Source organism: Sphaerotilus montanus, assembly GCF_013410775.1.
GTDB classification, from domain to species: domain Bacteria; phylum Pseudomonadota; class Gammaproteobacteria; order Burkholderiales; family Burkholderiaceae_C; genus Sphaerotilus; species Sphaerotilus montanus.
This window is the reverse complement of the sequence record NZ_JACCFH010000001.1, coordinates 2,058,549-2,084,796: the sequence shown is the minus strand read 5'-3', so window position 1 is coordinate 2,084,796 and position 26,248 is coordinate 2,058,549. Positions and strand designations below refer to the sequence as shown.

General features: G+C 71.2%; 23 protein-coding genes. 9 read left to right on the top strand and 14 right to left on the bottom strand.

The genetic code is table 11. From position 1 onward, the window contains the following. Positions 1-161: 161 nt before the first annotated feature. Genes BDD16_RS09480 through BDD16_RS09455 form a run of 6 tightly spaced genes read left to right on the top strand, consistent with a single transcriptional unit; the run spans position 162 to position 5,933 of the window. Entirely contained in the window at positions 162-2,255 is a 2,094-nt protein-coding gene (locus tag BDD16_RS09480) for a two-component system sensor histidine kinase NtrB (RefSeq protein ID WP_179633715.1), read from the top strand. Then, positions 2,252-2,899, top strand: a complete 648-nt coding sequence (locus BDD16_RS09475) for a response regulator transcription factor (RefSeq protein WP_179633714.1) — start codon at positions 2,252-2,254, stop codon at positions 2,897-2,899. Before BDD16_RS09480 ends, BDD16_RS09475 begins: the two co-directional genes overlap by 4 nt. A gap of 31 nt (positions 2,900-2,930) precedes the next feature. After that, entirely contained in the window at positions 2,931-3,935 is a 1,005-nt protein-coding gene (thiL, locus tag BDD16_RS09470) for a thiamine-phosphate kinase (protein ID WP_179633713.1), read from the top strand. A gap of 14 nt (positions 3,936-3,949) precedes the next feature. After that, positions 3,950-4,519, top strand: a complete 570-nt coding sequence (locus BDD16_RS09465) for a phosphatidylglycerophosphatase A family protein (RefSeq protein ID WP_179633712.1) — start codon at positions 3,950-3,952, stop codon at positions 4,517-4,519. After that, positions 4,519-5,022, top strand: coding sequence for a CinA family protein (locus BDD16_RS09460; protein WP_179633711.1), 504 nt, complete (start codon positions 4,519-4,521; stop codon positions 5,020-5,022). Before BDD16_RS09465 ends, BDD16_RS09460 begins: the two co-directional genes overlap by 1 nt. Beyond that, positions 5,019-5,933 (top strand): 2-hydroxyacid dehydrogenase, encoded by a 915-nt coding sequence (locus BDD16_RS09455; protein WP_310732853.1) that lies wholly within the window; start codon positions 5,019-5,021, stop codon positions 5,931-5,933. The genes BDD16_RS09460 and BDD16_RS09455 overlap by 4 nt, the downstream gene beginning before the upstream one ends. 19 nt (positions 5,934-5,952) lie before the next feature. On the opposite strand, the gene BDD16_RS09450 is transcribed toward BDD16_RS09455, so the two are convergent. From BDD16_RS09450 to BDD16_RS09405, 10 genes are all read right to left on the bottom strand, one after another. After that, positions 5,953-8,403 carry an EAL domain-containing protein gene (locus BDD16_RS09450; RefSeq protein ID WP_246332505.1) on the bottom strand — a complete coding sequence of 817 codons (2,451 nt, stop codon included), beginning with the start codon at positions 8,401-8,403 and terminating at the stop codon, positions 5,953-5,955. Continuing rightward, the gene (locus tag BDD16_RS09445) at positions 8,400-9,035 is read right to left on the bottom strand and encodes a methylamine utilization protein (RefSeq protein ID WP_246332504.1); all 636 of its coding nucleotides are present in this window, start codon (positions 9,033-9,035) and stop codon (positions 8,400-8,402) included. Before BDD16_RS09445 ends, BDD16_RS09450 begins: the two co-directional genes overlap by 4 nt. A gap of 106 nt (positions 9,036-9,141) precedes the next feature. Further along, complete coding sequence (gene holA, locus BDD16_RS09440) at positions 9,142-10,233, bottom strand: DNA polymerase III subunit delta (RefSeq protein WP_179633709.1); 1,092 nt, start codon at positions 10,231-10,233, stop codon at positions 9,142-9,144. Positions 10,234-10,239: 6 nt separating this feature from the next. Continuing rightward, positions 10,240-10,728 (bottom strand): LPS-assembly lipoprotein LptE, encoded by a 489-nt coding sequence (locus BDD16_RS09435; protein ID WP_179633708.1) that lies wholly within the window; start codon positions 10,726-10,728, stop codon positions 10,240-10,242. Between the two features lie 4 nt (positions 10,729-10,732). Beyond that, the gene (leuS, locus tag BDD16_RS09430; RefSeq protein WP_179633707.1) at positions 10,733-13,384 is read right to left on the bottom strand and encodes a leucine--tRNA ligase; all 2,652 of its coding nucleotides are present in this window, start codon (positions 13,382-13,384) and stop codon (positions 10,733-10,735) included. Between the two features lie 82 nt (positions 13,385-13,466). Next, entirely contained in the window at positions 13,467-14,192 is a 726-nt protein-coding gene (locus BDD16_RS09425; protein ID WP_218897756.1) for a VIT1/CCC1 transporter family protein, read from the bottom strand. 75 nt (positions 14,193-14,267) lie between these two features. Then, positions 14,268-14,642 (bottom strand): TfoX/Sxy family protein, encoded by a 375-nt coding sequence (locus BDD16_RS09420; protein ID WP_179633706.1) that lies wholly within the window; start codon positions 14,640-14,642, stop codon positions 14,268-14,270. 320 nt (positions 14,643-14,962) lie between these two features. Further along, a protein-coding gene (locus tag BDD16_RS09415; RefSeq protein WP_375139092.1) for an IS3 family transposase occupies positions 14,963-16,164 on the bottom strand; the annotation gives its coding sequence in 2 pieces (ribosomal slippage) (positions 14,963-15,876 and positions 15,876-16,164; 1,203 coding nt in all). Positions 16,165-16,572: 408 nt separating this feature from the next. Next, complete coding sequence (queE, locus tag BDD16_RS09410; protein ID WP_179633705.1) at positions 16,573-17,208, bottom strand: 7-carboxy-7-deazaguanine synthase; 636 nt, start codon at positions 17,206-17,208, stop codon at positions 16,573-16,575. After that, positions 17,205-18,320, bottom strand: coding sequence for a 6-carboxytetrahydropterin synthase (locus tag BDD16_RS09405; RefSeq protein ID WP_179633704.1), 1,116 nt, complete (start codon positions 18,318-18,320; stop codon positions 17,205-17,207). The genes queE and BDD16_RS09405 overlap by 4 nt, the downstream gene beginning before the upstream one ends. A 140-nt stretch (positions 18,321-18,460) precedes the next feature. Between BDD16_RS09405 and BDD16_RS09400 the strand changes: the two genes are divergently transcribed. Then, the gene (locus tag BDD16_RS09400; protein WP_179633703.1) at positions 18,461-18,916 is read left to right on the top strand and encodes a hypothetical protein; all 456 of its coding nucleotides are present in this window, start codon (positions 18,461-18,463) and stop codon (positions 18,914-18,916) included. A 35-nt stretch (positions 18,917-18,951) separates the two neighbouring features. On the opposite strand, the gene BDD16_RS09395 is transcribed toward BDD16_RS09400, so the two are convergent. Further along, positions 18,952-20,016 (bottom strand): alkene reductase, encoded by a 1,065-nt coding sequence (locus BDD16_RS09395; RefSeq protein ID WP_179633702.1) that lies wholly within the window; start codon positions 20,014-20,016, stop codon positions 18,952-18,954. A 94-nt stretch (positions 20,017-20,110) separates the two neighbouring features. After that, positions 20,111-22,642, bottom strand: coding sequence for an ATP-binding protein (locus tag BDD16_RS09390; RefSeq protein WP_179633701.1), 2,532 nt, complete (start codon positions 22,640-22,642; stop codon positions 20,111-20,113). A 143-nt stretch (positions 22,643-22,785) separates the two neighbouring features. On the opposite strand from BDD16_RS09390, the gene BDD16_RS09385 reads away from it, so the two are divergent. Then, the gene (locus BDD16_RS09385) at positions 22,786-23,655 is read left to right on the top strand and encodes a BON domain-containing protein (protein ID WP_179633700.1); all 870 of its coding nucleotides are present in this window, start codon (positions 22,786-22,788) and stop codon (positions 23,653-23,655) included. A 189-nt stretch (positions 23,656-23,844) separates the two neighbouring features. Further along, entirely contained in the window at positions 23,845-24,594 is a 750-nt protein-coding gene (locus BDD16_RS09380; RefSeq protein WP_179633699.1) for a response regulator, read from the top strand. On the opposite strand, the gene BDD16_RS09375 is transcribed toward BDD16_RS09380, so the two are convergent. After that, complete coding sequence (locus BDD16_RS09375; RefSeq protein ID WP_179633698.1) at positions 24,588-24,827, bottom strand: hypothetical protein; 240 nt, start codon at positions 24,825-24,827, stop codon at positions 24,588-24,590. The genes BDD16_RS09380 and BDD16_RS09375 overlap by 7 nt on opposite strands. 111 nt (positions 24,828-24,938) lie before the next feature. Next, complete coding sequence (locus BDD16_RS09370) at positions 24,939-26,183, bottom strand: cytochrome-c peroxidase (protein ID WP_179633697.1); 1,245 nt, start codon at positions 26,181-26,183, stop codon at positions 24,939-24,941. Between the last annotated feature and the right edge of the window lie 65 nt (positions 26,184-26,248).

The following is a 26,248-nucleotide window of genomic DNA, read 5'->3' as shown; positions in this document are numbered from 1 at the left end:
CGGGGCTGGCGATTGTAGGAAGCCCCCCGGCACTGTGCGCGGTTGTGGTTGCCCTGTCATGGCATGGGGCCATGCGCTTCCTGCATGGTCAGCCGGAACGCGGACAACGGCATCCGCGAAACTGCGTAGCCCCCGGCCGGGCCGGGGCTCGATACTCGGCCATGCCTGCCGCCACGCCGCCGCCGCCGTCCTCGCCCACCGCCCTGTCCGCGCTGCTGGCGACCGCGTCGCGCCGCTGGCAGGGCGCGCCGCTGTGGGCGGCACTGGTGGCGCTGGTGGTCACCGTGCAGGCGGCCCTGCTGTGGCTGACCTGGCAGCAGGAGCAGAGCCAGCGCCAGGAAGACACCGAAACCACGGCCCTGGCAGCGGCCGCCGACGTGCGCCAGCGCCTGCTGGACAACGCGCAGACCCTGCAGCGGCTGCTGTGGGACCGGGGCCGGCCCGACCTCTGGCGCCCGCAAGCCGCGCAGATGCTGCACGAGCGCTCCGAGGTCCTGCGCATCGAGCGCCGCGGCCCCGGGTTCTCGGTCGATGAGGTCGTGGCCTCTGCCGCCTACCCGATGCAGTTCCAGAGCATCCCGCGCGAGGGCATGTCGGTCGATGCCGAGATCGCCTGCGCCACCGCGCGCCGATTCGCCGCACCCGCCTACTCGCGCACCTACTTCCTGCCCAACCCGAACGGCCTGGGACTGGAAGTGGTCGACCTGTGCATCCCGCTGACCCAGGAAACCAGCGCATCCGATGCAGTCGTGGTCACGCTGGGGCTGTCGGACCTGCTGCGGGTGGCGATTCCGGCGGAGATCGTGCGCCGCCACGAGGTGCTTCTGGTCGAAGCCGATGGCACCCGACTGGCCCGGACCGGCTCGCGGCGGGGTGCCGGCGTGTTCGTCGCGGACCGGCTGATCGACGTCTCGGGGTTCACCGCGGTGGTGCGGCTGGACAGCCTGCAGGGCGTGCCGCGGCTGATCCCCAACCTGAGCGCGGCGCTGGTCGTGCTGCTGTCGGTGGCGCTCGGGGTCGTGATCCTGCTGCTGGTGCACGACGTGCGCCGCCGCTCGACGGCCGAACAGGCGCTGGCCGAGGCCCTGACCTTCCGCAAGGCCATGGAAGACTCGCTCGTCACCGGCCTGCGCGCGCGCACCCCCGACGGCCGCATCACCTACGTCAACCCTGCCTTCTGCCAGATGGTCGGCTACGAGGCGGACGAGCTGCTGCAGGCCGAGACCCCGCCCTACTGGCCCCCCGAGATGGCCGCGCTCTACACCGAACGCCAGCGCGAGCGCAACGCCGGCAACGCGCCGCCGCGCGAGGGCCACGAGACCGTGTTCATGCGCCGCAACGGCGAGCGCTTCCCGGTGCTGATCTTCGAGGCGCCGCTGGTCGATGCCCGCGGCCGGCCCGGCGGCTGGATGAGCACCGTGCTCGACGTCAGCGCCCAGCGCCGCATGGAGGAACTCTCGCGCCAGCAGCAGGACAAGCTCCAGGCGGCAGCCCGGCTGGCGACCATGGGCGAGATGGCCACGCTGCTCAGCCACGAGCTGAACCAGCCGCTGGCCGCCATCGCCAGCTACGCCACCGGCAGCCTCAACCTGATGCCCGAGACCCCGGACGACCCGCCCGCCGACCTCGACACCCAGTTGATGATCCGCCAGGCGGTGGCCCGCATCGCCGAGCAGGCCGAGCGCGCCGGCCGCGTGATCCGCAGCGTCCACCAGTTCGTGCGCAGGCGCGAGCGGCTGCGCGAGAACGTGCGGGCGAGCGAGCTGATCGAAGCCGTGCTGCCGCTGGTCCGCCTGGCCGCGCGCAGCAGCCACACCCGCATCGAGATCGATGTGCCCGAACCGCCGCCGCGCGTGTCCTGCGACCGGACGATGGTCGAGCAGGTGCTGCTGAACCTGGCCCGCAACGGCATCCAGGCGATGGAGGAAGACGCGGAACTCCCGCTGAACCAGCGCACGCTGCGGCTGGAGGTGCGGCCGGTCGACGCGCGCTGGGTTGCGTTCCGGCTGATCGACCACGGGCCCGGCATTCCGGAGGCGGTGGCGCGCCAGCTCTTCACGCCATTCTTCAGCACCAAGCCCGAAGGCATGGGCATCGGGCTGGCGATGTGCCGCACCGTGATCGAGCAGCACGGCGGCGCGCTCGACTTCAGCCCCGGCCCGGCTGGCCGCGGCACCACATTCCGGTTTACGCTCCCGTCTTCGTCGCCGGTTCCACCGCCCCCCACCGCCCCCATCCCGAGTCCCCCGCCATGACTGCACGCGTCCAGACCCAGAGTGGCACGGTCTTCGTCGTCGACGACGAGGAAGTGCTGCGCGATGCCCTGTCCTGGCTGCTGCGCTCGCGCCGGCTGCTGCCACGGGCCTATGCATCGGCCGACGAGTTCTGGGCCGCGATCGAGAAACACGACGTGCGCCCCGACTCGCCCGCCTGCCTGCTGCTGGACATGCGCATGCCCGGCATGAACGGCATGGCGCTGTTCGAGCGGCTGATCGAGCGCGGCTGGCTGGAGGTGCTGCCAGTGATCTTCCTGACCGGCCACGCCGACGTGGCCACCGCGGTGATGGCGGTCAAGCGCGGCGCCTTCGACTTCGTCGAGAAGCCGTTCTCCGACAATGCGCTGGTCGATCGCGTGGTGGAAGCCCTCGGCCGCAGCGAACAGGCGCTGGCCCGGCTGCGCGAGCGCGACGGCCTGCGCCGCCACCTGGCCGAGCTGACCGAGCGCGAGCTGGAGGTGATGCGCCTGGTGACCACCGGGCGCGCCAACAAGCAGATCGCCGACGAACTGGACATCAGCGTGCGCACCGTGGAAGTCCACCGCGCGCGGGTGTTCGACAAGATGGATGTGAAATCGGCAGTCGAGCTGGCCAATGTGCTGCGCGGCGCCGGCCTGGATTGAAAACGGACGACTGAAAGCAGCCAACGACCCCATGTCCCTCGGAGAATTCGACCTCATCGCCCGCCACTTCACGCGCCCCGCCCGGCGCAGCCCGCTCGGCGTCGGCGACGACTGCGCGCTGATCGCCCCCGCCCCCGGGATGCAGCTCGCGGTGTCGAGCGACATGCTGGTGGAGGGCCGGCATTTCCTGTCTACCGTCGCGCCCGAGCGGCTCGGTCACAAGGCGCTGGCGGTGAACCTGTCGGACCTGGCCGCCTGCGGGGCGAAACCGCTGGCCTACACGCTCGCGCTGGCCCTGCCACGGGCCGACGACACCTTCCTCGCCGGCCTGGCCCGCGGCCTGCACGCGCTGGCCGACCGCCACGACCTCGACCTGGTCGGCGGCGACACGACCGCCGGGCCGCTGAACCTGTGCCTCACCATCTTCGGCGAGGTGCCCACGGGCGCCGCCCTGCTGCGCAGCGGCGCGCGGCCGGGCGATGAACTCTGGGTCAGCCACCCGCTCGGCGAAGACGAACCCGGCTGGCTCGGCGACGCCCGGCTGGCGCTGGAGGTCTTCCGCGGCACGCCGGGCCTGCGCGTGCCGGGCGAGGCCTTCGACCACCTGCGGCTGGCGATGGAATGCCCGGAGCCGCGGGTCGCGCTCGGGCTGGCGCTGCGCGGCGTGGCGAGCAGCGCGATCGACGTGTCGGACGGCCTGCTCGGCGATCTGCAGCACGTGCTGCGCCGCTCGGGCCCGGACGGCCGCCCGCTCGGCGTGGTCCTCGACGCCGACGCCCTGCCCCGCAGCCCGCTGATGCGCGCGCAGACCGCTGCGCTGCAGCACGAATGCCTGCTCGCCGGCGGCGACGACTACGAGCTGCTCTTCACCGCCGCGCCCGCCGACCACGGCGCCGTGCGGGCCGCCGGACAGCGCAGCGCCACCGGCGTGCGCTGCATCGGCCGCATCACCGCCGAGAGCGGCACCACGGTCCACGACCGCCACGGCCACCGCGTGGCCACGCCCTGGGCCTCGTTCGACCATTTCCGCAGCTGATGCCGAAAGCCCCCATGAACGTCCCCGCCGATGACGTGTCCGATGTCGAAGCCCGCCCCGCCCCGAAACGGCGTGTCGGCCCGCGGTTCCTGCTGAGCCACCCGGCGCACTTCCTGGCCCTCGGCGGCGGCAGCGGCCTGAGCCCGATCGCCCCCGGCACGGCGGGCACCTTGTGGGCCTGGGTGGCCTTCGCCGTGCTGAATGTCTGGCTCGACAGCGCCGGCTGGGGCTGGACGCTGCTCGGCGGCTTCTTCGTCGGCTGGTGGGCCTGCACCGTCGCGGCCACGAACGCCGGCATCGCCGACCCGGGCTTCATCGTCTGGGACGAGGTGCTCGCCTTCTGGCTCATCCTGTGGGTGCTGACGCCGGCCAGCCTGGGCCTGCAGATCACCGCGTTCGCCCTCTTCCGCTACTTCGACGCCGCCAAGCCCGGCCCCGTGCGCTGGGCCGACCAGCACTTCAAGGGCGGCGGCTGGCGCGGCGGCTTCGGCATCCTGTTCGACGACCTCGTTGCCGCGGGCTGCACGCTGTTCACCATCGCCGTCGGCGTGGCGCTGACGCGCCTTGTCCAGGGAGTCCTGTGATGTCCGATACCGCCTCCGACCACGCGGACCACGTTGTCCACAGCCTCGCCGACCTGCTGCGCCCGCCGGGCTGGCACCTCGCCACCGCCGAGAGCTGCACCGGCGGGATGATCGCCGCCGCCTGCACCGACCTGGCCGGGTCGAGCGACTGGTTCGACCGTGGCTTCATCACCTACAGCAACGCCGCCAAGTCCGAGATGCTCGGCGTGGACTCGGCGCTGATCGCCAGCGACGGCGCGGTCAGCGAGTCCGTGGCCCGGGCGATGGCCGCGGGCGCGCAGCGCGAAGCGGGGGTCGAAGTGGCCGTGGCCGTCACCGGCATCGCCGGACCGGGGGGCGGCAGCGAGGCCAAGCCGGTCGGCACCGTCTGGTTCGCCTGGGCGCTGCCGGGCTGGATCTGGACCGAATGCCGGCACTTCGAGGGCGACCGCGCCGCCGTCCGCGCCCAGACGCGCGACCACGCGCTGGCGGTGCTGGTGTCGGCGCTGCAGGCCATGCCGTGAGCGCCACGCCGGGACCGATCGCGCTGGCCTGCCGCTTCGATGCGCAGGAGTGGGCCGAGTGGCTGCCCGCGCTGGCCGCCGCACTGCCCGGTGACACGCTGGTGCGCGCCGGCGAACCGGACCACGATCCGGCAACGGTCGAGATCGCCATCGTCGCCAACCCGCCCGCCGGCGCGCTGCAGCGCTACCCGCGGCTGCGGCTGGTCCAGTCGCTGTGGGCGGGGGTCGACAGGCTGCTGGCCGATCCGACGGTCCCGGCCGGCCTGCCGATCGTGCGCATGGTCGATCCGGCCATGAACGCCGCGATGGCGGAGACGGCGTTGTGGGCCGTGCTGATGCTGCACCGCGGCTTCCACACCTACGCGCGCCAGCAGCACGACGGTGTCTGGCGGCAGCATCCCCAGCGCCGGGCCGACGAGGTGCGCATCGGTGTGCTGGGGCAAGGGCAGATGGGTGGCGCGGTGAGCGCGCGGCTGCGGGCGCTGGGCTACCGGGTCACCGGCTGGCGGCGTGGCGAGCCGCTCGGCCCGGTGCTGGCCGACAGCGAGGTCCTGATCAACCTGCTGCCGCTGACGCCGGACACCCGCAGCCTGATCGACACGGCCGTGCTGCGGCAACTGCCGCGTGGCGCGGCGCTGGTGAACCTGGCCCGCGGTGCGCACGTGGTGGACGCCGACCTGCTGGCCGCGCTCGACGACGGCCACCTCGGCCATGCCGTGCTGGACGTGTTCCACCAGGAGCCGCTGCCGGCCGGTCACCGCTACTGGACCCATCCCGCGGTCACCGTGCTGCCGCATGTGGCGGCGCAGACCGACGCGCGCTCGGCCGCTCGGATCGTGGCGCAGCACCTGGCCGCCTGGCGCCGTGGCGAGCCGCTGGTGCACCAGGTGGACCGGCGCACCGGCTACTGAAGCACGGTCCCTGCGCGGATCAGAGCATCTGCGCGAAATCGGTGTCGACGTGCAGCGCCTCGTTGGACGGCGCCTCCCAGCGGCGCACCCAGCCGAGGAACTCGGCGGACGGCATCGGGCGGCCGATGCCATAGCCCTGGCCCTCGTCGCAGCCCAGCCGCGCCAGCAGCGCCCAGGCCTTGTCGGTCTCCACACCCTCGGCCACCACGGTCAGCCCGAGGTTGTGCGCCAGCCCGATGGTGGACTGCACGATGCGCGCGTCGTCCAGATCGCGCTCCATGTTGGTGACGAAGCTGCGGTCGATCTTCAGCTCGTCGACCGGCAGCCGCTTCAGGTAGGCCAGCGAGGAGTAACCGGTGCCGAAGTCGTCGATCGACAGGCGCACGCCGAGTTCGTGCAGCTTCTGGAGCGTCTGCAGCGCCCGCGCCGGGTCGTCCATGATCGCGCTCTCGGTGATCTCCAGGCACAGCCAGGCCGCCGAGACGCGGTGCCGGTCCAGCAGGCCGCGCACGCGGTCCGTCAGCGTGGGATCGAGCAGATCGCGGGTCGACAGGTTGATGCTCAGCTTCATCGACAGCCCCGCCTCCTGCCAGCGCTGCAGCGCCTGCACGCCGGTTTCGAGCATCCAGACCGTGATCTGGCGGATGAAGCCGGTCTGCTCGGCAAAGGGGATGAACTGCATCGGCGGCACCAGCCCGCGCTGCGGGTGCAGCCAGCGCACCAGCGCCTCGCCCCCGAGCACCTGCCCCGTCTTCAGATCCACCTTGGGCTGCACGTACAGGCGCAACTCTTCCTGCTCGATCGCCACGCGCAGCTCGCTCAACAGCGACAGCGAGGCGCTGCTGCGCGTGTCCATCGACGTGTCGTAGACCAGCACGCCCAGCTGGCGGCGCTTGGCGGCGTACATCGCCACTTCGACCAGGCCCAGCAGCGCTTCCGGCTCGGTGGCGTGGTCTGGCGCGAAGGCGATGCCCAGGCTCGCGCTGAGGTCGATGGTGTGGTCGTCGAGCCGGAGGGGCTGGTCGAGCACCGCCAGCAGCGCGTGCGCCACTTCGCGGGCATGGGCCGGTCCCTGGCTGGGCAGCAGCAGGCCGAACTCGTCACCGCTCAAGCGGGCCAGCACCATCCCCGGAAGGCGACAGGCCCAGTCCAGTCGTTGCGCCACCTCGCACAGCAGCCGGTCCCCGAACTGGTGGCCGAGCACGTCGTTCACATGCTTGAAGCGGTCCAGGTCGAGCATCATCACCGCCACCGGCGCCACGCCGCCGGCCACATCGACCTGCAGCCGCTGCCGCAGCACGCTGACGAACTGGGCGCGGTTGGGCAGGCCGGTCAGCGTGTCCCAGTAGGCCAGCCGGGTGATGGTCTGCTCGCGCTGCTGGACCGCCTGGCGGGTCGACTCGAAGGCCTGCGCCAGCTGCACCAGCTCATCACCGACCACCCGCTCGTCGGGCACCCGCACCGGCGTGTCGTAGTCGGCCAGGCTCAGGCGCTCGGCCGCCCGCCGCAGCCCGCGGATCGGCCGGCTCAGGCGCCGCGCCGTCATGGCACCGCCCACGCCGAACACCACCATACCGACCCCCGTGAGCAGCAGCAAGGTGAGTTGCAGCCGCACGAAGGGGGCGAGTGCCTCGTCCACCGAATGCGCCAGCACCAGCCGCAGCGGCGGCGCGGCACGTCCGTCGGACACGCCCGTGTCCAGCACGAACTCGCAGCTGCGCCAGCGGGCACCCGACTCGTGCAGCTCGCGGCCACAGGGACTGGCGGTCGGGTTGGATTCGGCCCGCAGGTCGCTGGCCTGCACGAAGGTGGTCAGCAGGGTATGCGCCGGGGGACCGTCGAGCAGCACCGCACCGCGCAGACCGGTGATGGCGGCGAGCTGCTGCAGCACCGAGCGGTCCAGCACGAAGCCCATCAGCACCCAGCCGACCGTGCGCGGGGCCTTCACCGGCACGGCCACGAGCTGGTAGGCCCGGCCCTCGATCAGCGTCAGGCGTGCGCGCTGCACCGACATGCCGCCCACCGGGTCGGTCATGGCCATGAGGCGGGCCGCGGGCAGCAGCGCCGCCACGCGGCCGATGTCCAGCCCGGTCGCGGCCACCGGGCGCCAGGCCGGATCGGTGTAGATCACCAGCGATGCGCCGATGCGCCGGCCATTGTTTTCCAGCGCATCGCTGAGCGTGTCGACATCGCGGCTGTTCACGGCCGAGCGGAATCCGAAGTCGGAGGCCAGCAGCACCGCCGCCTCGGACAGGCGCTCGGCGCGCTGCTCCAGCAGCCGGGTGAACACGCGCTGGCCGGTCTGCAGATCGTTGTCGATCGCGCGCGTGGCGCTGTCTCCGATCGCACCGTTCACCAGCATCAGGCTGATGCCCTGCACCACGACCAGCAGCAGCAGGAAGGGCCAGACGATGCGCCGCTCCAGCCCGCTCAGGCGCCAGCCGGACAGCCGTGCCATGACCGTGCTCATGGCGCAGCCACCACGGGCAGCTTGACCGTCACGACCACCGCACCGGCCACCCCGACCTTCAGCGCCTGGGCGAGCAGGTCCGTGCCCTCGCGCATCCGGGCATGCCAGGTCAGCAGGCGGTGTTCCCCCGCCGGCACCTCCAGCACGACCCGGCCAGCCGCATCCGTGCGACCGAACAGCGGCGTGTCGACCACCACCACCGTGCCGACCATCTGGTCATGGATGTTGCAGCCGAGCACGACGACGCCCGCGCGGTCGAACACCACGGGGGTCGACGGCCGCCCGTTGTAGAGCTTCAGCTCGAAGGTCCTGGCCGGCGAGAACGAATAGACGTGGTGGCGCACGGTGTCGAGGTTGGGGAAATCGACCGACGTGCCCGTCTGCACCACCAGCAAGCCCGGGTCGAAGGCGCGCTGGCGCTGGCTGATCTCGGCGCGGGTACCGGGGGCCGCCACCCTGGCCACGCTGCCCACCTCGACCGCCACCACCGCCCCGGCCAGCGGCTTGCCCGCCGGGTCCAGGGTCTGCACGGTCACGGCAGCCGCCTGCACCACGCCAGGCAGCCCCAGTCCCACAGCCAGCCGGAGCAGGAGCGCACCCCCGCAACGCCACCACCACGAGTTCAGGAACATCACCATCCTTCGACACGGAAATGCCCTGAGCATCCTCTCGTCGCGGCGGCGCGGAAGTCTGGAAAAGTGGGCCGAATCCCCGGTTGATGCAACCGAGCGCTGGCGTTCAGCCCGTCAGCGCCAGCGGCGGCCCCTTGCGTTGCACGGCCTGCACCGTCAGCAGCACCAGCCGGCGCAGCGCCGCCCACGGCGCGGCCGGCCACTGGCGGTCGGGCACGCCCTTGACGATGCCATCCACCGTGTGGGCGGCGGCGACCAGCGCGGTGAGCGTGGCGGCATCCAGCTGCGGCACGACCCGCTCGAACAGCTTTTCCTTCACGCCCCAGACCCGCGCATCGCGCAGCGCCAGCGGCAGCGGCTTGCCCTGCAGCATGGCGGTGTGCACGCGCTGCAGCCCGCGCAGGTCGTCGGCCAGGGTCCAGTGGACCAGCACGGCCGCCTCGCCCTCGGCCTCCAGCCCGTCGAGCATGCGCAGCGCCCGCGCCACCTGCCCGGCCAGCACCGCCTCGCCGAGCTTGAACACGTCGTAGCGCGCCACGTTCAGCACGGCGGACTCGATCTGGGTCTGTGTCAGCACCGTCGGCGCACCACGCGGATCGGCCGGTGCGTGCAGCAGCGCCAGCTTGCTGATCTCCTGGTGCGCGGCGAGCAGGTTGCCCTCGATGCGGTCGGCGAAGAAGGCCAGTGCGTGCTGCCCCGCCTCGCCGTCCTCGATGCGCAGCCCTTGTGCGGCCAGCCGCTGCGCGATCCACTGCGGCAGCGCGCGGCGCTCGACCGGGTCGATGCGGATGGTCGCGCCCGCGCCGTCCAGCGCGGTGAACCACGCGCTGGTCTGCTGCGTGCGGTCGAGCCTGGGCAGCAGGATGAGCGTCAGGTTGTCGTCGGACAGCGTCTCGACGTAGCGCTGCAAGGCCTCCGAGCCGTCCTTGCCCGGCTTGCCCGAGGGAATGCGGATCTCGATCACGCGCCGGTCGGCGAACAGGCTCAGCGCACTGGCCTCGCCGAGCAGGCCGGACCAGTCGAACTGCGCGCCGGCCACGGTGTGGACGCTGCGCTCGCTGTAGCCGGCGGCGCGTGCAGCGCTGCGGATCGCGTCGGCGGCCTCCTGCGCCAGCAGCGGCTCGTCGCCGTGGATGACGTAGAGCGGGCGCAGGCCCTTGGCAAGCGCCTGCGGAAGCTGGTCAGCGCGCAGTTGCATGGCGGCTCAGCCCGGACCCAGCGCCGCCAGCCGCCGCAGCACCTGCGCCGCCAGATCGGTGTGCATCGAGCGGAACAGCAGCGCGATTTCCTGCTCCTTGGCCAGCGCGCTGGCCTCGCTGTAGCTCACGTCGCGGGTCAGCGTCAGCTCGGCCGGGGCGATCAGCGTGCGGCCGGCAGGCGTGCGGGCCTTGAAGCGCAGGCGGGCGCGCAGCGTCAGCTCGCTCACCTGCCCGGTGGCGGTCGAGGCCGCCGCCACCTGCTCGCGCGCATCCTCCAGCGCGTCGAACACCACATCGGCCTCGGCGGCGGTCGCCGTCAGCACGACGCCGGGGCTGGCGCGCAGTTGCCGGCGCAGCTCGTCGCCCATCGGCGAGTAGGTGTCGAAGCCAGTGAGGTAGATGCGCTTGAGCTGCAGCTCCGGCGGGCGGCGCAGCTGGAAGCCGCAGCCCGCCAGGGCCGCGGCCACCGCCAGCGTGAACAGGCGCCGCCGCATCGCCTCAGACCACCACGTTCACGAGGCGGCCGGGGACGACGATGATCTTCTTCGGCGGCTTGCCTTCGGCGAACTTCGCCACCTCGGCGCTGGCCGCGGCCACGGCTTCGATCGCCGCCTTGTCCGCGCCGGCCGGCACGGTGATCGAACCGCGGGTCTTGCCGTTCACCTGCAGCACCAGCTCGATCTCGTCCTGCACCAGCGCGGCCTCGTCGACCTGCGGCCACGGCGCGTCGAGCAGGTCGCCCAGCGCGGCGGCGTAGCCGAGGTCGGCCCAGAGCTTCCACGTCGTGTGCGGGCAGGCCGGGTAGAGGCCGCGCAGCAGCACCGAGTAGCCCTCGCGCAGCACGGCGGCCGACGCGGCGCTGCCGTCGTGCTTGTAGGCTTCCAGCGCGTTCAGCAGCTTCATGCCGCCGGAGACGACGGTGTTGTATTGCATGCGCTCGTAGTCGTGGCTGATCTGGCGCAGCACCAGATGCACCTCGCGGCGCAGCGCCTTGGCGGCAGCGGGCAGCTCGCCCGACACCTTGCCAGCCGCACCCACCAGCACCGCCTCGTTCTTGGCGGCAAAGCCCCAGACGCGCTTCAGGAAGCGGTGCGCGCCCTCGACGCCCGCGTCGTTCCACTCCAGCGTCTGCTCCGGCGGGGACGCGAACATCACGAACAGGCGCGCGGTGTCGGCGCCGTACTGGTTGATCAGCTCCTGCGGATCGACGCCGTTGCTCTTGGACTTCGACATCGTCGTCATCTCGTAGTCGAGCGGCAGGCCGTCCGCCTTCAACGTGCCGCCGATGGTGACGCCGTGGTCGTTCGTCAGGACGTTGACTTCGTGTTCCCAGTAGTAGCTCTTGCCGCCGCCTTCCGGCTTGCGGAAGAAGGCGCCCTTGAGCACCATGCCCTGCGTCAGCAGCTTGGTGAACGGCTCGTTGATCTTGACCAGCTTCAGGTCACGCATGACCTTGGTCCAGAAGCGGGCGTAGAGCAGGTGCAGGATCGCGTGCTCGATGCCGCCGATGTACTGGTCCATCGGCATCCAGTAGTCGGTGCCGCCGGCGACCATCGCATCGCTGTTCTGCGCGTCGCAGTAGCGCATGAAGTACCACGACGAGTCCACGAAGGTGTCCATCGTGTCCGTCTCGCGCTGCGCGGGTTTGCCGCAGCAGGGGCAGGCGACGTTCAGGAAGTCGGTGCGCTTCTTCAGCGGGTTGCCCGAGCCGTCCGGCACGCAGTCGATCGGCAACACGACCGGCAGGTCGGCGGCCGGCACCGGCACCGCGCCGCAGTCGTCGCAGTGGATGATCGGGATCGGCGTGCCCCAGTAGCGCTGGCGGCTGATGCCCCAGTCGCGCAGGCGCCAGGTGGTCTTCTTCTCGCCGAGGCCCTTGGCGCCGACGAGTTCGGCGACCTTGGAGACGGCCTCCTTGTACGGCAGCCCGTCCAGCGCGCCCGAGTTGACGCACACGGCGCGCTGCTTGTCGCCGTACCAGTCGGCCCAGGCGTCGAGCGAGAACACCTCGTCGCCCGCTTTGACGACCTGCTTGATGGCAATGCCGTACTTCTTCGCGAACGCGAAGTCACGCTCGTCATGCGCCGGCACGCCCATCACGGCGCCATCGCCATAGCTCATCAGCACGTAGTTGCCGACCCAGACCTCGACCTGCGCGCCGGTCAGCGGGTGCGTGACGAACAGGCCCGTGGGCATGCCCTTCTTTTCCTGCGTGGCGAGTTCGGCTTCGGTCGTGCCGCCCTGCCCGCATTCGACGATGAACGCGGCCAGTGCCGGGTTCGTCGCCGCAGCGTGGGCCGCCAGCGGATGCTCCGGCGCCACGGCGCAGAAGGTCACGCCCATGATGGTGTCGGCGCGCGTCGTGAAGACGTAGAGCTTGCCGCCCTGGATCAGCGCGCCATCGGCGCCCGCGATCTCGTGCGGGAAGGCGAAGCGCACGCCCTCGCTCTTGCCGATCCAGTTTTCCTGCATCAGCCGCACGCGCTCGGGCCAGCCGCTGAGGTAGTTCGGGTCTTCCGGGTTCGCGACCGCGCCCAGCAGCTCGTCGGCGTACTGCACGATGTTCAGGTAGTAGCCCGGGATCTCGCGCTTCTCGACCAGCGCGCCGGAGCGCCAGCCGCGGCCGTCGATCACCTGCTCGTTGGCCAGCACGGTCTGATCGACCGGGTCCCAGTTCACGACCTGCGTGCGGCGCTCGGCAATGCCGGCTTCCAGCATCTTCAGGAACAGCCACTGGTTCCACTTGTAGTACTCAGGGTCGCAGGTCGCGACTTCGCGCGACCAGTCGATCGCCAAGCCCATCGCCTGCATCTGCGTCTTCATGTAGGCGATGTTCTCGCGCGTCCACTTCTCGGGCGGCACGGCGTTCTTCAGCGCGGCGTTCTCCGCCGGCAGACCGAAGGCATCCCAGCCCATCGGCATCAGCACGTTGTAGCCCTTCATCCGCAGCTGACGGGTCAGCATGTCGTTGATGGTGTAGTTGCGCACATGGCCCATGTGCAGCTTGCCGCTCGGGTACGGCAGCATCGAGCAGGCGTAGAACTTGGGCTTCGTCTGGTCTTCGGTGACGCGGTAGGCGTCGGCGGCGCGCCAGGCGGTCTGGGCGGCGGATTCGACGGCGGTGGGGTCGTAGCGGTCTGGGAGGCTCATGGCGGCGCGGAACTCGTGGCGGGCGTGCGGGACGCTCAATCTGTGGATTATCGCGTGGCGCGCCCGCCGGAACGGGCCGCGGTCAGCGCAACAGCGCCAGCAGATGGTCGAACACCGACCCGGCCGCGGCCGTGACTGCCATCGCGATCGCGCCCCAGAAGGTCACGCGCCCGGCGCCGGTCCACACGCTGGCGCCCCCGACCTGCGCCGCCAGCCCGCCCAGCACGGCCAGGAACACCAGCGCCGTGCCCGACACCCAGGCGATCACGTGCGGCCCCGCCGCCAGCACCGTGACGGCCAGCGGCAGCGCCGCCCCGACCGCGAAACTGGCCGCAGACGCCAGCGCCGCCTGCACCGGCTGCGCGGCCAGCTCGGTGGACAGGCCCAGCTCGTCGCGGGCGTGGGCGCCGAGCGCGTCGTGGGCCATCAGCTGCGCGGAGACCTCCGCCGCCAGCTCGGGCGTCAGACCGCGGGCGACGTAGAGCCCGGCCAGCTCGCGCTGTTCGGCGACCGGATCGGCGGCCAGCTCCAGCCGTTCGCGGGCCAGGTCGGCCTGCTCGGTGTCGGCCTGCGAGTACACCGAGACGTACTCCCCCGCCGCCATCGACATGGCCCCCGCCACCAGCCCGGCGATGCCGGTGACCAGCAGATCGGCCGAACCGGTGCCCGCCGCCGCGACGCCGACGACGAGGCTGGCGGTCGAGATGACGCCGTCGTTGGCGCCCAGCACCGCGGCGCGCAGCCAGCCGATGCGGTCGGTGCGGTGGCGTTCGCGGTGGCGTTCGTGGCGGGGGCGCAAGGTGGTCATGGGGACTTCCGTGGGAGAACGACGTTGAACGCGCCGAGGATAGGCCCGAACCGTCCCATCACCCCGTCAGTCACATCAACCCGGTGCGCGTGACCGCCGCGCAGCAGGCGTCGGCGTCTTCGGTTGCGTCGGTTTCTTCGGTTTCGGCTCGGGCAGCGCCTCCGCCGTGACGCGCAGCAACCGCGCCAGCGCCTCGCGCTCGTCGATCAGGTCGGACACCTGGAAATGCGGCTTCGCGCCCGGATACGGCGGCCCCATCGCGGCGTCCGGCCCGAGCAGCGCGCGGCCGGCGTCGGTCGGCTTGACGAAGAGCTGGTTGTCGCAGACCAGCGCGACGACCTTGGCGTCCAGGTAAAGCGCGTACTCGCCGAACATCTTGCGGTGGGCGAAGGCACCGAAACCGTGGAGCTGGTCGGCGAGGTGGTCGATGAAGGTGCGGTCGGTGGACATGGGCGGATTCGAGCGCTGGCGGCGGTGGGCGTCAAGCGCATAGGCGCCGGCCATATACGTCGCGGCTGGTGTAGCATCCACCCCGCTCGCACACACTGCGAGCACGGGCTTGGCAGCCCGGAAGACAGGCGCAGACTCAAGCCGCGCCCATCGCGGCTTTTTCACGTCCGTTCAACGTTGTTGACGGCGCGATCTGCGCGCATGGCTACGTCTATGGCGGGCCGTGCGGGAGGGGGCAACCCCTGCCGGTCCTGTCCCGGTCTGCCAACCCGCACGGTCTGCCACCCCTCTCTTGGCAGGGAGGGTGGGCAGTGTCCTGGTCAAGTTATTTCGCACAGCCCGATAGGTTGTGTGATTGCCGATTGATGCTCGAAGGCATTGGGTGGCAAGTTGCCCAGTGTGGAGTGCAGACGCACGCTGTTGTAGAAGCTGACGATGTAGTCGGCGATGTCGCTCGTGGCCTCGGCATGGTTGGCGTAATCGCGCTGCCAGACGCGCTCCATCTTGAGGTTCAGGAAGAAGCGCTCCATCACCGCGTTGTCCCAGCAGTTGCCCTTGCGGCTCATGCTGCCGACCAGGCCGTGTCTGGCCAGCAGCGCCTGATGCGCCGCGCTGGCGTACTGGCTGCCGCGATCCGTGTGGACGATCAAGCCCGGCGCAGGTTGGCGCTGCACGATGGCCAGTTGCAACGCCCGGCACACCAGCCCGGCCTGCATGTCCGGGGCCATCGCCCAGCCCACCACCTTGCGCGCAAACAAGTCCAGCACCACCGCCAGATACAGCCAGCCGCTGCGCGTGCGGATGTAGGTGATGTCGGCGACCCAGGCCTGATCGGGCCGCGTCGGGTTGAACTGTCGGGCCAGCACATTGGGCGAGATCGGCAGCGCGTGTTTGCTGTCGGTCGTGTGCACGAACTTGCGCTTCCACGTCGAGCGCAGACCATGCTGGCACATCAAACGGCGCACGCGGTAGATCCCCATGACGATGCCACGCGAGGCCACCGCCGTGCGCAGCCGTCGGCTGCCGTACGCCCCGCCGCTGGCCGCAAATGCCGCCTTCAGTTGCACGCTGGCCTCGCACACCGCCGGCTGCATTCGGCTGCGCCTGCGGGCCGCGTAGTAGCCCGAGCGGCTGATGCCCAGCACCCGGCAAACCTGCTCCACCACCGCGGCCTTCTCTTGCAGTTGCCCGACGAGCTTGAAGCTCATCGCAGTTCCCGGGCAAAGAAGGCCGATGCTTTTTTTAAAACTTCTACGTCGCCCCGGAGTTGCTTGTTCTCGGCTTCGAGCTGGCGGATGCGCTGGTGCTCCGCCGTCAACGGCTTGCCGATGCCAGGCTGCCCCAGCTGTTCCGCATCGGCCTGTGCCAGCCAGCGCCGCACCGCCGTCTCGCCCAGCTTCATGTCCCGGCAGACCTCGCCAATGCCCAGGCCCTGCGACCGGATCATCTGCACGATCTGCAGCTTGAAGCTCGCGTCAAAGACTCTTCGTTTCGTGTTCGTCACGTTCGTTGTCCAGGTGATTTCCACCTATCGGTGTGTGCGAAATCATTAGACCAGGACAGGCTTCACCGCCGCGGCGTGCAGGGTCGAGGCTTGCCCCTTCGCTCCCTCCTTCCCTCTCTCCGGTCCCTCGGGGAGCGCGGGCGACAAGTCCTCAGTTCGGAAATTTTTCTATCGGGTATTGGCCAGAGGCAGTGGAAGCGACGGCGACGACAGCCACAGCATGGAGGCCCCCCCCGCCCGTCATGCCCGCGCAGGCGGGCACCAACGCACGGTGTGAACGGTGGTTGGTCGAGGTGGGTCCTCGCCTTCGCGAGGATGACGGAGGGGCCGGGGCCAGAGGGGCCGGGGCCGGCGGGGCAAGGGACGGAAGGGCCGGCGACGGAGAGGCCGGGTGGCGCGACAGGGTTGGTCGACTGGCGGTCCCGGTCAGTCGATGCCGACCACCTTGTGCATCTGCACCCCCAGCCGCCACTGCGGATGCGCCATGCAGTAGGCGGCGGTCGCACGGGTGTTTTCGGCCTGCTGCGGGCCGTCCATCGGCTGCAGGAAGAAGTGCGTGAAGTCCAGCGCGGCGAAGCGCTCGGGCCGCGCCAGCAGTTGGGGGTAGACCAGCTTCAGCTCGTCGCCGCGGGTGAGCTGCAGCGCCGCACCCGCCTTGGGGCTGACGCAGATCCAGTCCAGCCCGGCGGGGGCGGGCTGGGTGCCGTTGGTTTCCACAGCGACCTCGAAGCCGCGGGCGTGCAATGCGTCGACCAGCGGCACGTCCAGCTGCAGCAGCGGCTCGCCCCCGGTGCAGACGACGTAGGGCCGCCCGCCCGCACCCGCTGGCCACTGCGCCGCGACCGCGTCGGCCAGCGCTTCGGGCGTCGCGAACTTGCCGCCGCCCTGGCCATCGGTGCCGACGAAGTCGGTGTCGCAGAAGGTGCAGACAGCCGCGGCGCGGTCTTCCTCGCGCCCGGTCCACAGGTTGCAGCCGGCGAAGCGACAGAACACCGCCGCGCGGCCCGCCTGCGCGCCCTCGCCCTGCAGCGTATAGAACAGCTCTTTCACGGAATAGGTCATACCGGCACCAGCTCCTGCGTGGCGGTCGCGGCGATCACGATCGCGCCACAGCCCCGCGTTTCATACAGATCGACGCGGTCGAGTTCCGGCAGCGCCGCGCGGCCCTTGTCCAGCACCCAGCGCGCCAGCGACAGCGCATCCCCGTCCGGCAGGTCGGCGATCTCGTACAGCGGGCGGTGGTCGATGGCCTTGAAGATCGGATCGAACTGCGTCTTCACGTCGCCGAAATCGACCGTCCAGCCCTGCACGGTGTCGAGTTCGGCGCTGAGGTGCAGGCGCAGCGTGTAGGTGTGGCCGTGGAGGGCGCCGAGCGGGCTGCCGGCCGGCGCGTGCTTCAGCCGGATCGCGCTGTCGAGCGTCAGCTCCTTCCAGATGCGGTAGTGCGTGCCGTCGAAGTTGGCGCCGCAGGAGCCGGTCTCGTACACCGTCACCCAGGACAGCTCGGGCAGCAGCGGCTTCAGGCGCTGCCACAGCCAGGCGGAGAGGACCTCGCTGGTGGGGTTCTCCAGCCCGGCGATCTCGTTGAGGCAGTGGTAGTTCAGCAGGGTGTGGAACGGCGCCCAGACCGCATCGATGCGGTCGTAGTCGATGCCGAGGTCGCTGCTGCCGATGTCCTGGTCGGCGTGCAGGATGACCTCGAAGCCGTGGCCGTGCATGCGCCCGCACTTGTGGCCGAGCGGCACGTTGGGCAGGCGGTGCGCGGCCTGGAAGCGGTAGCGGCGCCAGAGGTGGGCGTGGCCGGCGCGGTCGAGGTCGACGCCGGTGTGCGCCGTGCTCTGCACGCCGATCTGCACGATGCCGGGCACGTCGAACGCCGTCTCCAGCCGGGTGCGAATCCAGCGGGCGATGTTCTCGTCGGTCGGCTGGGCGAGGCCGTCGAGGTCGTTGAGCCGGGCGTAGTCGAGCGGCGCGACGCAGGCCTCCATGCGGCGCTGCAGCTCGGCCACCTCGCTGCCCGGAAACGGCGCCCAGCCCGCCGGCAGCTCGGCGCGCACGGTGGCGAAGAAGCTGTGGCCGTGCAGCCGGCGCGAGCGGTGGCCGGCGGGCAGGAGGTCGACGTGCAGGGCGGCTTCGAAGCCGGCAGAGGCGGAGTGGAGCTGGCGTGGGGGCATGGTGGGGGCGGAGTTTCGCAGGTCCTGGCCGCGGCCGACAGGGGGTCGTGGCGGGCGCCGCAACGGCGTTGCGTGTACTCAATCCGGCCCGGCCCCGCTGCTGAGATGCTGTTTCCGGTTCTGCGGAAGGAGTGCTGACCATGTCCAGCCCGATGCGATGGCGCCACGTCCTGCATGCCACCCTCGTGGCGCTGGTGGCGCTGTTCCTGTGGCTGGTCTGGTCACCGCTGGACGGCAGCCGGAACCCGGTGCCTCGCAGCCTCCCGTCATCAACGCGATCCGACATGGAAACGAGGCCGGTCATGCCCCTCCACCTCAAGCTGCGCGATGGATTCCAGGAAGACACCGTGTCCATCCAGGTCGACGGACTGACGGTCTACTACGGGCGCAAGGTCCAGACCGACCCGTCGATCTCGCTGGCGGATGCGGTGGACGTGCCGGTGACGGCCGCGGTCGTCCGGGTGCGGGTGGAGGTGCAGGGCGGGCCGGTCGCCGAACAGGACATCCGCGTTGCCGAGACCCCCTTTGTCGACATCCGGCGGGTGGACGGGCAGCTGCAGCTGCACGCCTCGGTCGACGAGATGCCGATGCTGTAGGCGGACAGGCGGGCACCACCTGCCCGCCGGGACCGTCAGGCGTAGTCGGTGTAGCCGACCGGGCCGGGGGTATAGAACGTCGCCATGTCGGGCGGGTTCAGCGGCGCGCCCTGGCGCATGCGCTCGACGAGGTCCGGGTTCGAGATGAACGGCCGGCCGAAGGCGATGAGGTCGGCCTGCCCGTCCACGAGCGCCTGTTCGGCGCTGGCGGCGTCGAACCCGCCGGCCAGGATGAAGGGGCCATCGAACGCCGCCCGCAGCGCCGCCTTCAGCGCGGCCGGCACGGCGGGCGCGCCCATCGCCGAGTGGTCCAGCACGTGCAGGTACATCAGCCCGAGCGTGGAGAGTTCCTGCACCAGCGCGAGGTATTGGGCGTCCACGTCCGCGAAAGCGCCGGTGCCGTTGAACACGCCGTACGGCGACAGCCGGATGCCGACCCGCTCGGCGCCGATCGCGGCCACCGTGGCGCGGGCGACTTCGAGGGCGAAGCGGTTGCGGCCCGCGGTGCTGCCGCCGTAGCCGTCGGTGCGGGTGTTGACGTTGGCGTTGAGGAACTGCTCGATCAGGTAGCCGTTGGCCGCGTGCAGCTCGACGCCGTCGAAGCCGGCCTCGATCGCCAGCCGCGCCGCCTCGGCGTATTCGGCGACCGCATGGGCGATGTCGGCCTCGGTCATGGCGCGGGCCGGGGTGTGCGGCTGCATGCCGAGCGCGTCCACGTACATCTCGCCAGGGCAGGCCCCGTCGACCGGGCCGACCACTTCGGCGCCGGCCGGCAGGTTGGCGACGTGGGTGACGCGGCCGGTGTGCATGAACTGGATGACGATCTTGCCGCCCTGGGCGTGGACCGCGTCGGTGACCAGCTTCCAGCCAGCGACCTGCGCGGCGTTGAACAACCCGGGGATGCGGGCGTAGCCAAGGCCGTTCGCAGACGGGGACGTGCCCTCGGTGATGATGAGACCGGCGCTGGCGCGCTGGGCGTAGTACTCAGCCATCAGCGCGTTCGGGGTGTTGGCCTCGACAGCGCGGCTGCGGGTCATGGGCGCCATGACGGTGCGGTTGCGCAGGGTCAGCGCGCGGACCTGGACGGAGTCGAACAGCATGCGGGTTCCTTCGGGTGGGTGGGCAATCACGCGCAGATGGGGGCACACGGGCAATAGTCCAGAGGCCCATGGCCGTCGATGGTGGCCGGCGCCATCACCGGCCGGGCGGTTGCAGCCGCAGCGCGCACGCCCCCAGCGCCTGCGCCATGGCACGTGCCAGTTCAGCCCGCACCAGCGGCTTGCGCAGCAGCACGGTGACGCCAGCCCCCGCCGCACGGGCCGCCAGCTGCGGCCCGCCATAGCCACTGGCCAGCACGACCGGCAGATCCGGCCGCACGGCGTGCACGGCCTGGGCCAGCGCCGTGCCGGTCATCTCGGGCATCACCTCGTCGGTCAGCACCAGATCGAAGCGGTCCGGATCGCGCTGGAACTCGGCCAGCGCCTGCACGCTCGACGCAAAGCCGACCGGCTCGTAGCCCAGCCCCGCCAGCAGCTCCTCCGCCAGCTCGACCAGCCCGGGCTCGTCATCGACCAGCAGCACCGTCTGTCCGCAGCCCGGTGGCGCGGTGTCGTCGACCGGGCGGGCCTCGTCGGGCACGCCGTCCACGCAGGGGAAATAGAGTTCGAAACAGGCGCCCTGCCCCGGCGTGCTGTGCACATCGATCGCTCCGCCCAGATCCACCATCACGCCATGCACCACGGCCAGCCCCAGACCGGTGCCCACGTGCGGGCCGCGGGTGGTGAAGAAGGGTTCGAACAGGCGCGCCATCACGTCGGGCGCGATGCCGGCCCCGCTGTCCGTCACCGACAGGCGGGCATAGCGCCCGGCCGGCAGGCTGCGGTCGAAGAGCTGGCGCGGCACCTCCAGGCGGATCTCGTCCAGCGCCACCTGCAGCGCCCCCCCCTGCGGCATGGCCTGCAGGGCGTTCGTGCACAGGTTCATCGCGGCTTCGTAGACCATGGTCACGTCGCCGGAGATGATCGCCTCGGGCGCGTTCAGCCGCTGCGCCAGCCGCACGGAAGCGGGCAGCGAGGCCGCCAGCAGTTGCAGCACCTCGTCGACCACCGGCTCCAGCCGCAGCAGGGTGCGCGCCCGGGGCGCTCCGCGGCTGAACGACAGGATGCGCTCGACCAGCGCCTTGCCGCGCTGTCCGGCCTGCAGCACGTGGTCCAGGTGGCGCGCCTGGCTGGAGTCGTCCGGTGCCGCGCTGCGGGCCAGCTCGCCATAGCCGATGACAGCGGCCAGGATGTTGTTGAAATCGTGCGCCACACCGCCGGCCAGCGTGCCGAGGGCCTCCATCTTGCGGGCGCGCTGGAGCTGCGCTTCGAGTTGCAGGTTCTGCTGCTGCACGGCGATCTCGGCCGTGATGTCGGTGCCGGTGCCGCTGAAGAAGCGGGCGGCTCCATCGGGATCCCGCCAGGCATGGCCGCGCGAGCGGACGTGGCGCCACTGGCCGTCGTCCTGCCGGATGCGGAACGTGAAATCGAAGACCTCGCTGCCCTGCCCCTGCTGGTGGGCCTGCAGCACGGCGCGCACCGGCTCCACATCGTCCGGGTGCAGCCGAGCCAGGTGCAACAGCCCGTCCGGACCATGCAGGATCTCGTCCGGCGCCATGCCCAGCAGCTCCTTCATGCGCGGCGAGAGGTGGTTTTCCTGCGTGTGCGCATCCCATTCCCAGTGGCCTTCCTGGGCCGCCTGGAAAGCCCGCACCGCGCAGGCCTGCTCGGTGGCGAGTGCCGCCTGCGCCTGGCGCCGCAGGGCCTGCTCGCGGGCATTGCGCAGCGACAGGAACAGCGTCATCGCCAGCGCCGACAGGGCAAAGGAGCCGACCAGCCAGGCCTGCTCGGTCCAGTCCGCCAGCGCCACCTCGGCGTCGCGCGAGACGACCACCGTCAGCGGAAACCGCTGCAGCCGGTGCAGGGCCACCAGCCGCTGGCGGCCGTCCGGCAAGGTGACCAGGCGCGGCGTCTCGGGCGTGGCATCGGCCCACAGCGGGCCCAGCACCTGCGCAGGCAGCAGCCGGGCGGCGCCGTCGCCGGGGCCGTCGGACACCAGGGCCCGGTCGCTGTTGCGGTACAGCGCCATCGCGACATCCGGCTGGGGTGCGATCTGCTCGAAGTGGCCGTCCAGGAAACCGGCATCGGCCACCAGCACCACCACGCCCTGGAACTGCCCCTGCCGGTCACGCCAGTCCATCGAGACCCCGATGGATGCGCGTCCGTCCAGGTGCCCGACGAAGGGCGTGCCCACGTGGAGCGACGGCCCGCGGCCCTCGCGGGCCGTGATGAAGAAGTCCAGATGCGCCACCGAGGGGCCGTTCCGGATCTCCTCGCGAGAACTGGTCAGGCGCCGACCCTCGGCATCGACGATCAGCATGGAGCGGAACATCGGCAGCGCATCGGCGCGGGCGCGCAGGAAGTCGTGCGCACCGGCACTGGTCGGATCGAGCAGGCCATCGCCCAGCTCGGCCCGTGTCGCCCCCAGGATGGCGTCGGCCACGCCCAGCGTGCTGTCTGCCTGCACGGCCATCGCCGCCGACAGCGACGCCAGGGCCTGCAGCTCGCCCGCCAGCGTCTCGCGCCGCAGCGTCCACAGCCCCCAGCCCACGGTGGCCGCCACCACCAGCTCGACCAGCACCACCAGCAGCACCCCACCGGTGCGCAGCGAGACACGGTCACTGTCCATGGTCTTCATCCGCTCGTCCTGTTGCCTGCCCTGCGCCGGCAGATTGCATCTGCAATCTGCGATCCGGGCACTGTAATCCGGCGGTGACGGGGCGCTCCGAAGATGCAGTCATCGCAACAGACAACCGCCCCGAAGGAACGACCATGACACCGCGCTTCCCCCGACTCCTCCTCGCCGCCGCCCTGCTGACCGGCTTCGCTGCCGCCCACGCCGGCACCGCCACCGGCGCCACCCCGGCCGACGTCGCCCTGGCGACCCGCGTGCAGACGGCACTGCAGCAGGCCCGCCCCTTCCAGACCCAGGCCACCGACGTGACCGTGGCGGCCGCCAACGGCCAGGTCCAGCTCTCCGGTTTCGTGGGTTACACCAGCGACGAACTGCCGGCCCGCACCATCGCCGCCGCCGTGCCGGGCGTGCAGTCGGTGACCTCGACCCTGCGCGCCTGGTCCACCGCCACGGACCCCAGCCTCGGGCTGCCGGCCCGCTCCACGGGCACGGGACTCTCCTCCACGGTGAACGCGAGCGACGCCGCGCTGGCCGCCCAGGTCAAGACCGCACTGCAGGACCGCGGCGCCGACGTCGATGTGACGGCCGCCAACGGCCAGGTCCAGCTCTCCGGCTTCGTGGGCTACTCGACGGACGAGGCCCCGGCGCTGGCCGCTGCCGCCGCCGTGCCGGGCGTGCGCGCCGTGACCTCGAACCTGCACGCCTGGTCGACCGCGTCGGACCCGCGCTTCGGTCTGCCGCCGGTGGTCGCCACCCGCACCGTGGCCGCAGCACCCGCGATGAGCCCGAGCGACGCCGCCCTGGCCGCACAGGTCAAGGCCGCGCTGCTGCAGGCCGCCCCCTTCCAGGACCAGGACGTCGAACTCGTCGTCACCGCCCGCGATGGCCAGGTCAACCTGTCCGGCTGGATCAACCTGGACACCGACGAACTGTCGGCGCGCACCATCGCGACCCGGGTCGCTGGCGTCAAGTCGGTCACGTCCCAGCTCCACGCCTGGGCGACCTGAAGTCCCTCGTCCCTCGATGCACCGGCCAGGGTCCGGTGCCCCTTTTGACAGCACGCCCGACGGTTCACACCGTCGGGCGTTTTGCATTTCTTGACCGACGGGTGGGGTCACTGCAACCGTTGGCGCGCACACTGAGCCGCTAGAGTGCGCCTGACCACTTCCGCTTGCCCCCGACAGGACCAGACCTCCGTGACACCCGACGCGCCCGCTGACGTTCGCCCCCCCGGCCACATCCTCGTCGTGGACGACGATCCCGCGCTGCGCGCCCTGCTGAGCGAATACCTCGGCGAGAACGAGCTGCGCGTCACCGCCGTGGCCAGCGGCCGCGAGATGAACGCGGTGTTCGACCAGGAGGCGATCGACCTCGTCGTGCTGGACCTGCGCCTGCCGGGCGAGGACGGCCTGCAGCTCGCCCGCGCGCTGCGCGAACGTGCCACGGTGCCGATCGTGCTGCTCACCGGCAAGGCCGAGGAAGCCGACCGGGTGATGGGCCTCGAACTCGGCGCCGACGACTACGTCACCAAGCCCTTCAGCCCGCGCGAACTGCTGGCGCGGATCCGGGCGGTGCTGCGGCGCTACCAGGTGCAGACCGACCTGCCCGCGCGCGACGACAAGCGGCGCGCCTACCGCTTCGCGTCCTGGGAGCTGAACTTGCGCACGCGCAAGCTGGTCGACCCGGCGGGCGAGAAACACGACCTGAGCAACGGCGAGTTCAGCATGCTGGCCGCCTTCTGCGGCGCGCCGCAGCGCGTGCTCAGCCGCGACCAGCTGCTCGGCCTGTCCCGGCTGCACAACGCGGAGGTCTACGACCGGACCATCGACGTGCAGATCCTGCGCCTGCGCCGCAAGATCGAGGCCGATCCGTCCCGGCCGCAGCTGATCGTGACCGAGCGCGGGGCGGGGTACTGCTTCAGCGTGCCGGTCGAGACGCTTTACTGAGGCGGCGGACGCTGTCCCAGCCGCATCAGCGCCCATCCGGCCAGCGCCCCGCCACCCAGCGCCAGCAGGATGCCGCGCCAGGGCAGGCACCGCGCGTGGTCCGCGGGCCGCACCGGCGCACCCCAGCTCGAACCCGCGTGGCCCCAGATGGCCAGGGTCAGCAAGGTGGCCAGCAGCGCCCGTCGGCGGGTACGCCTGAACGCGGCAGCAGGCCTCGAAGGAAGGGACGTCATGGCACTGGAAGACTGGGTGGAGGCATGCGCGCACTGTGGATCCCCCGGGCCGATCGCCGATTGCAGGCCGGCACGGGTCGATGACAAATGCAATCCGATGCCGTGCGCCGGCTAGCGGGCCACGGTCGCGCTGCCGGCCGGGGCGGTGAAATCGTCGGTGAGCGTGCGCAGGAAGGCCGAGAGATCGGCCACATCCTGCGCCGACAGCCGCGGCGCAGCGCCCGGGGCCAGGCCGAACGGTGCGGTCTGGACCACATTGCCGCGCAAGGCGACCGGCAGGTCGTCGAACAGGTCCGGTCGCCCGTCCACGACCGGGTACCAGCGGCCCGGGTCGATGTCGCGGGTCGCGTAGAAGCGCACCGCCTCGTCGAGTGTGGCGACCTTCGCGTTGTGGAAATACGGTGCGGTGACCGCGACATTGCGCAGCGTCGGCACCTTGAACTGCCCGCACAGGTCGAGTCGGCTGGCCAGGTCGGTGCGCTTCGGGCCGCACAGGCCCATGTCGAAAAAGGCCGCGTCGGCATTGGCCGTGATCGCCGTGTTGCGTGGCACACCGAGCGCGGCATAGCGGAAGTCGGTGAACAGCGGACGGCTGCCATCGGCGCCGACCTGGCTGGTGTGGCAGCTCGCGCAGTTGCCGCGCTCGGGCGCATTGAAGAGCTGCAGGCCGCGCGCCTCCTGCGCGCTCAGCGTGGCCTTGCCGTCGAGCACCTGGTCGAACTTGCTGTTGAACAGCAGGTAGTCCGGATCCTCGGCCTGGTAGGTCGCCAGCGCCAGCGTGAGGGCGTCGAAGACCTGCTGGTCGGTCGCCGCGGCCGGCAGCCCGTACAGGCGCGCGAAGTCGGTGTAAAGCGCCGTGCTGCGCACCTTGGCAGCCACCGCCGCCGTGCTGGCGTTGGCCATCTCGCTGGCGTCCAGCAGCGGCCCGGACGCCTGGTGCTGGCGGGTGTCGGCGCGACCGTCCCAGGTGAAGCCGCCACGGGGTGTGCCGTCTGCAGTAAAGCGGAACGCGGCATTGGCGGCCAGGTAGAGCAGGCTCGGGCTGCTGCGGGTGCCCTGGCGGTCCATCGCGGCGCCACCCAGCGGCAGCAGCGTGCCCGCAGGGTCGGCGTGGGCGGCGGGCGTGGCGTGGCAGCTCGCGCAGGCCTGCTGGCCGCTGGCGGACAAGGACTTGTCGTTGAACATCGCCTCGCCCACCGACAGCCGCGTGACGGCCGTCACCGCAACCGGTGTGGCGTCCGGGGCAGTGACTGCTACGTCGGTGTCCCCGCCGCCGCAAGCACTCAGGCCGAGCGCGGTCAGGAGGGCCGGCAGGGCGGCAAACCGCCAGGTGGATCGGGTGGGGTGGTCTCGCATGGCTGTTCTTCCGCTGAGGCCCGAATCGGGCACCGGGACAGCGTAGAAAGCAAATGTGGAGCAAC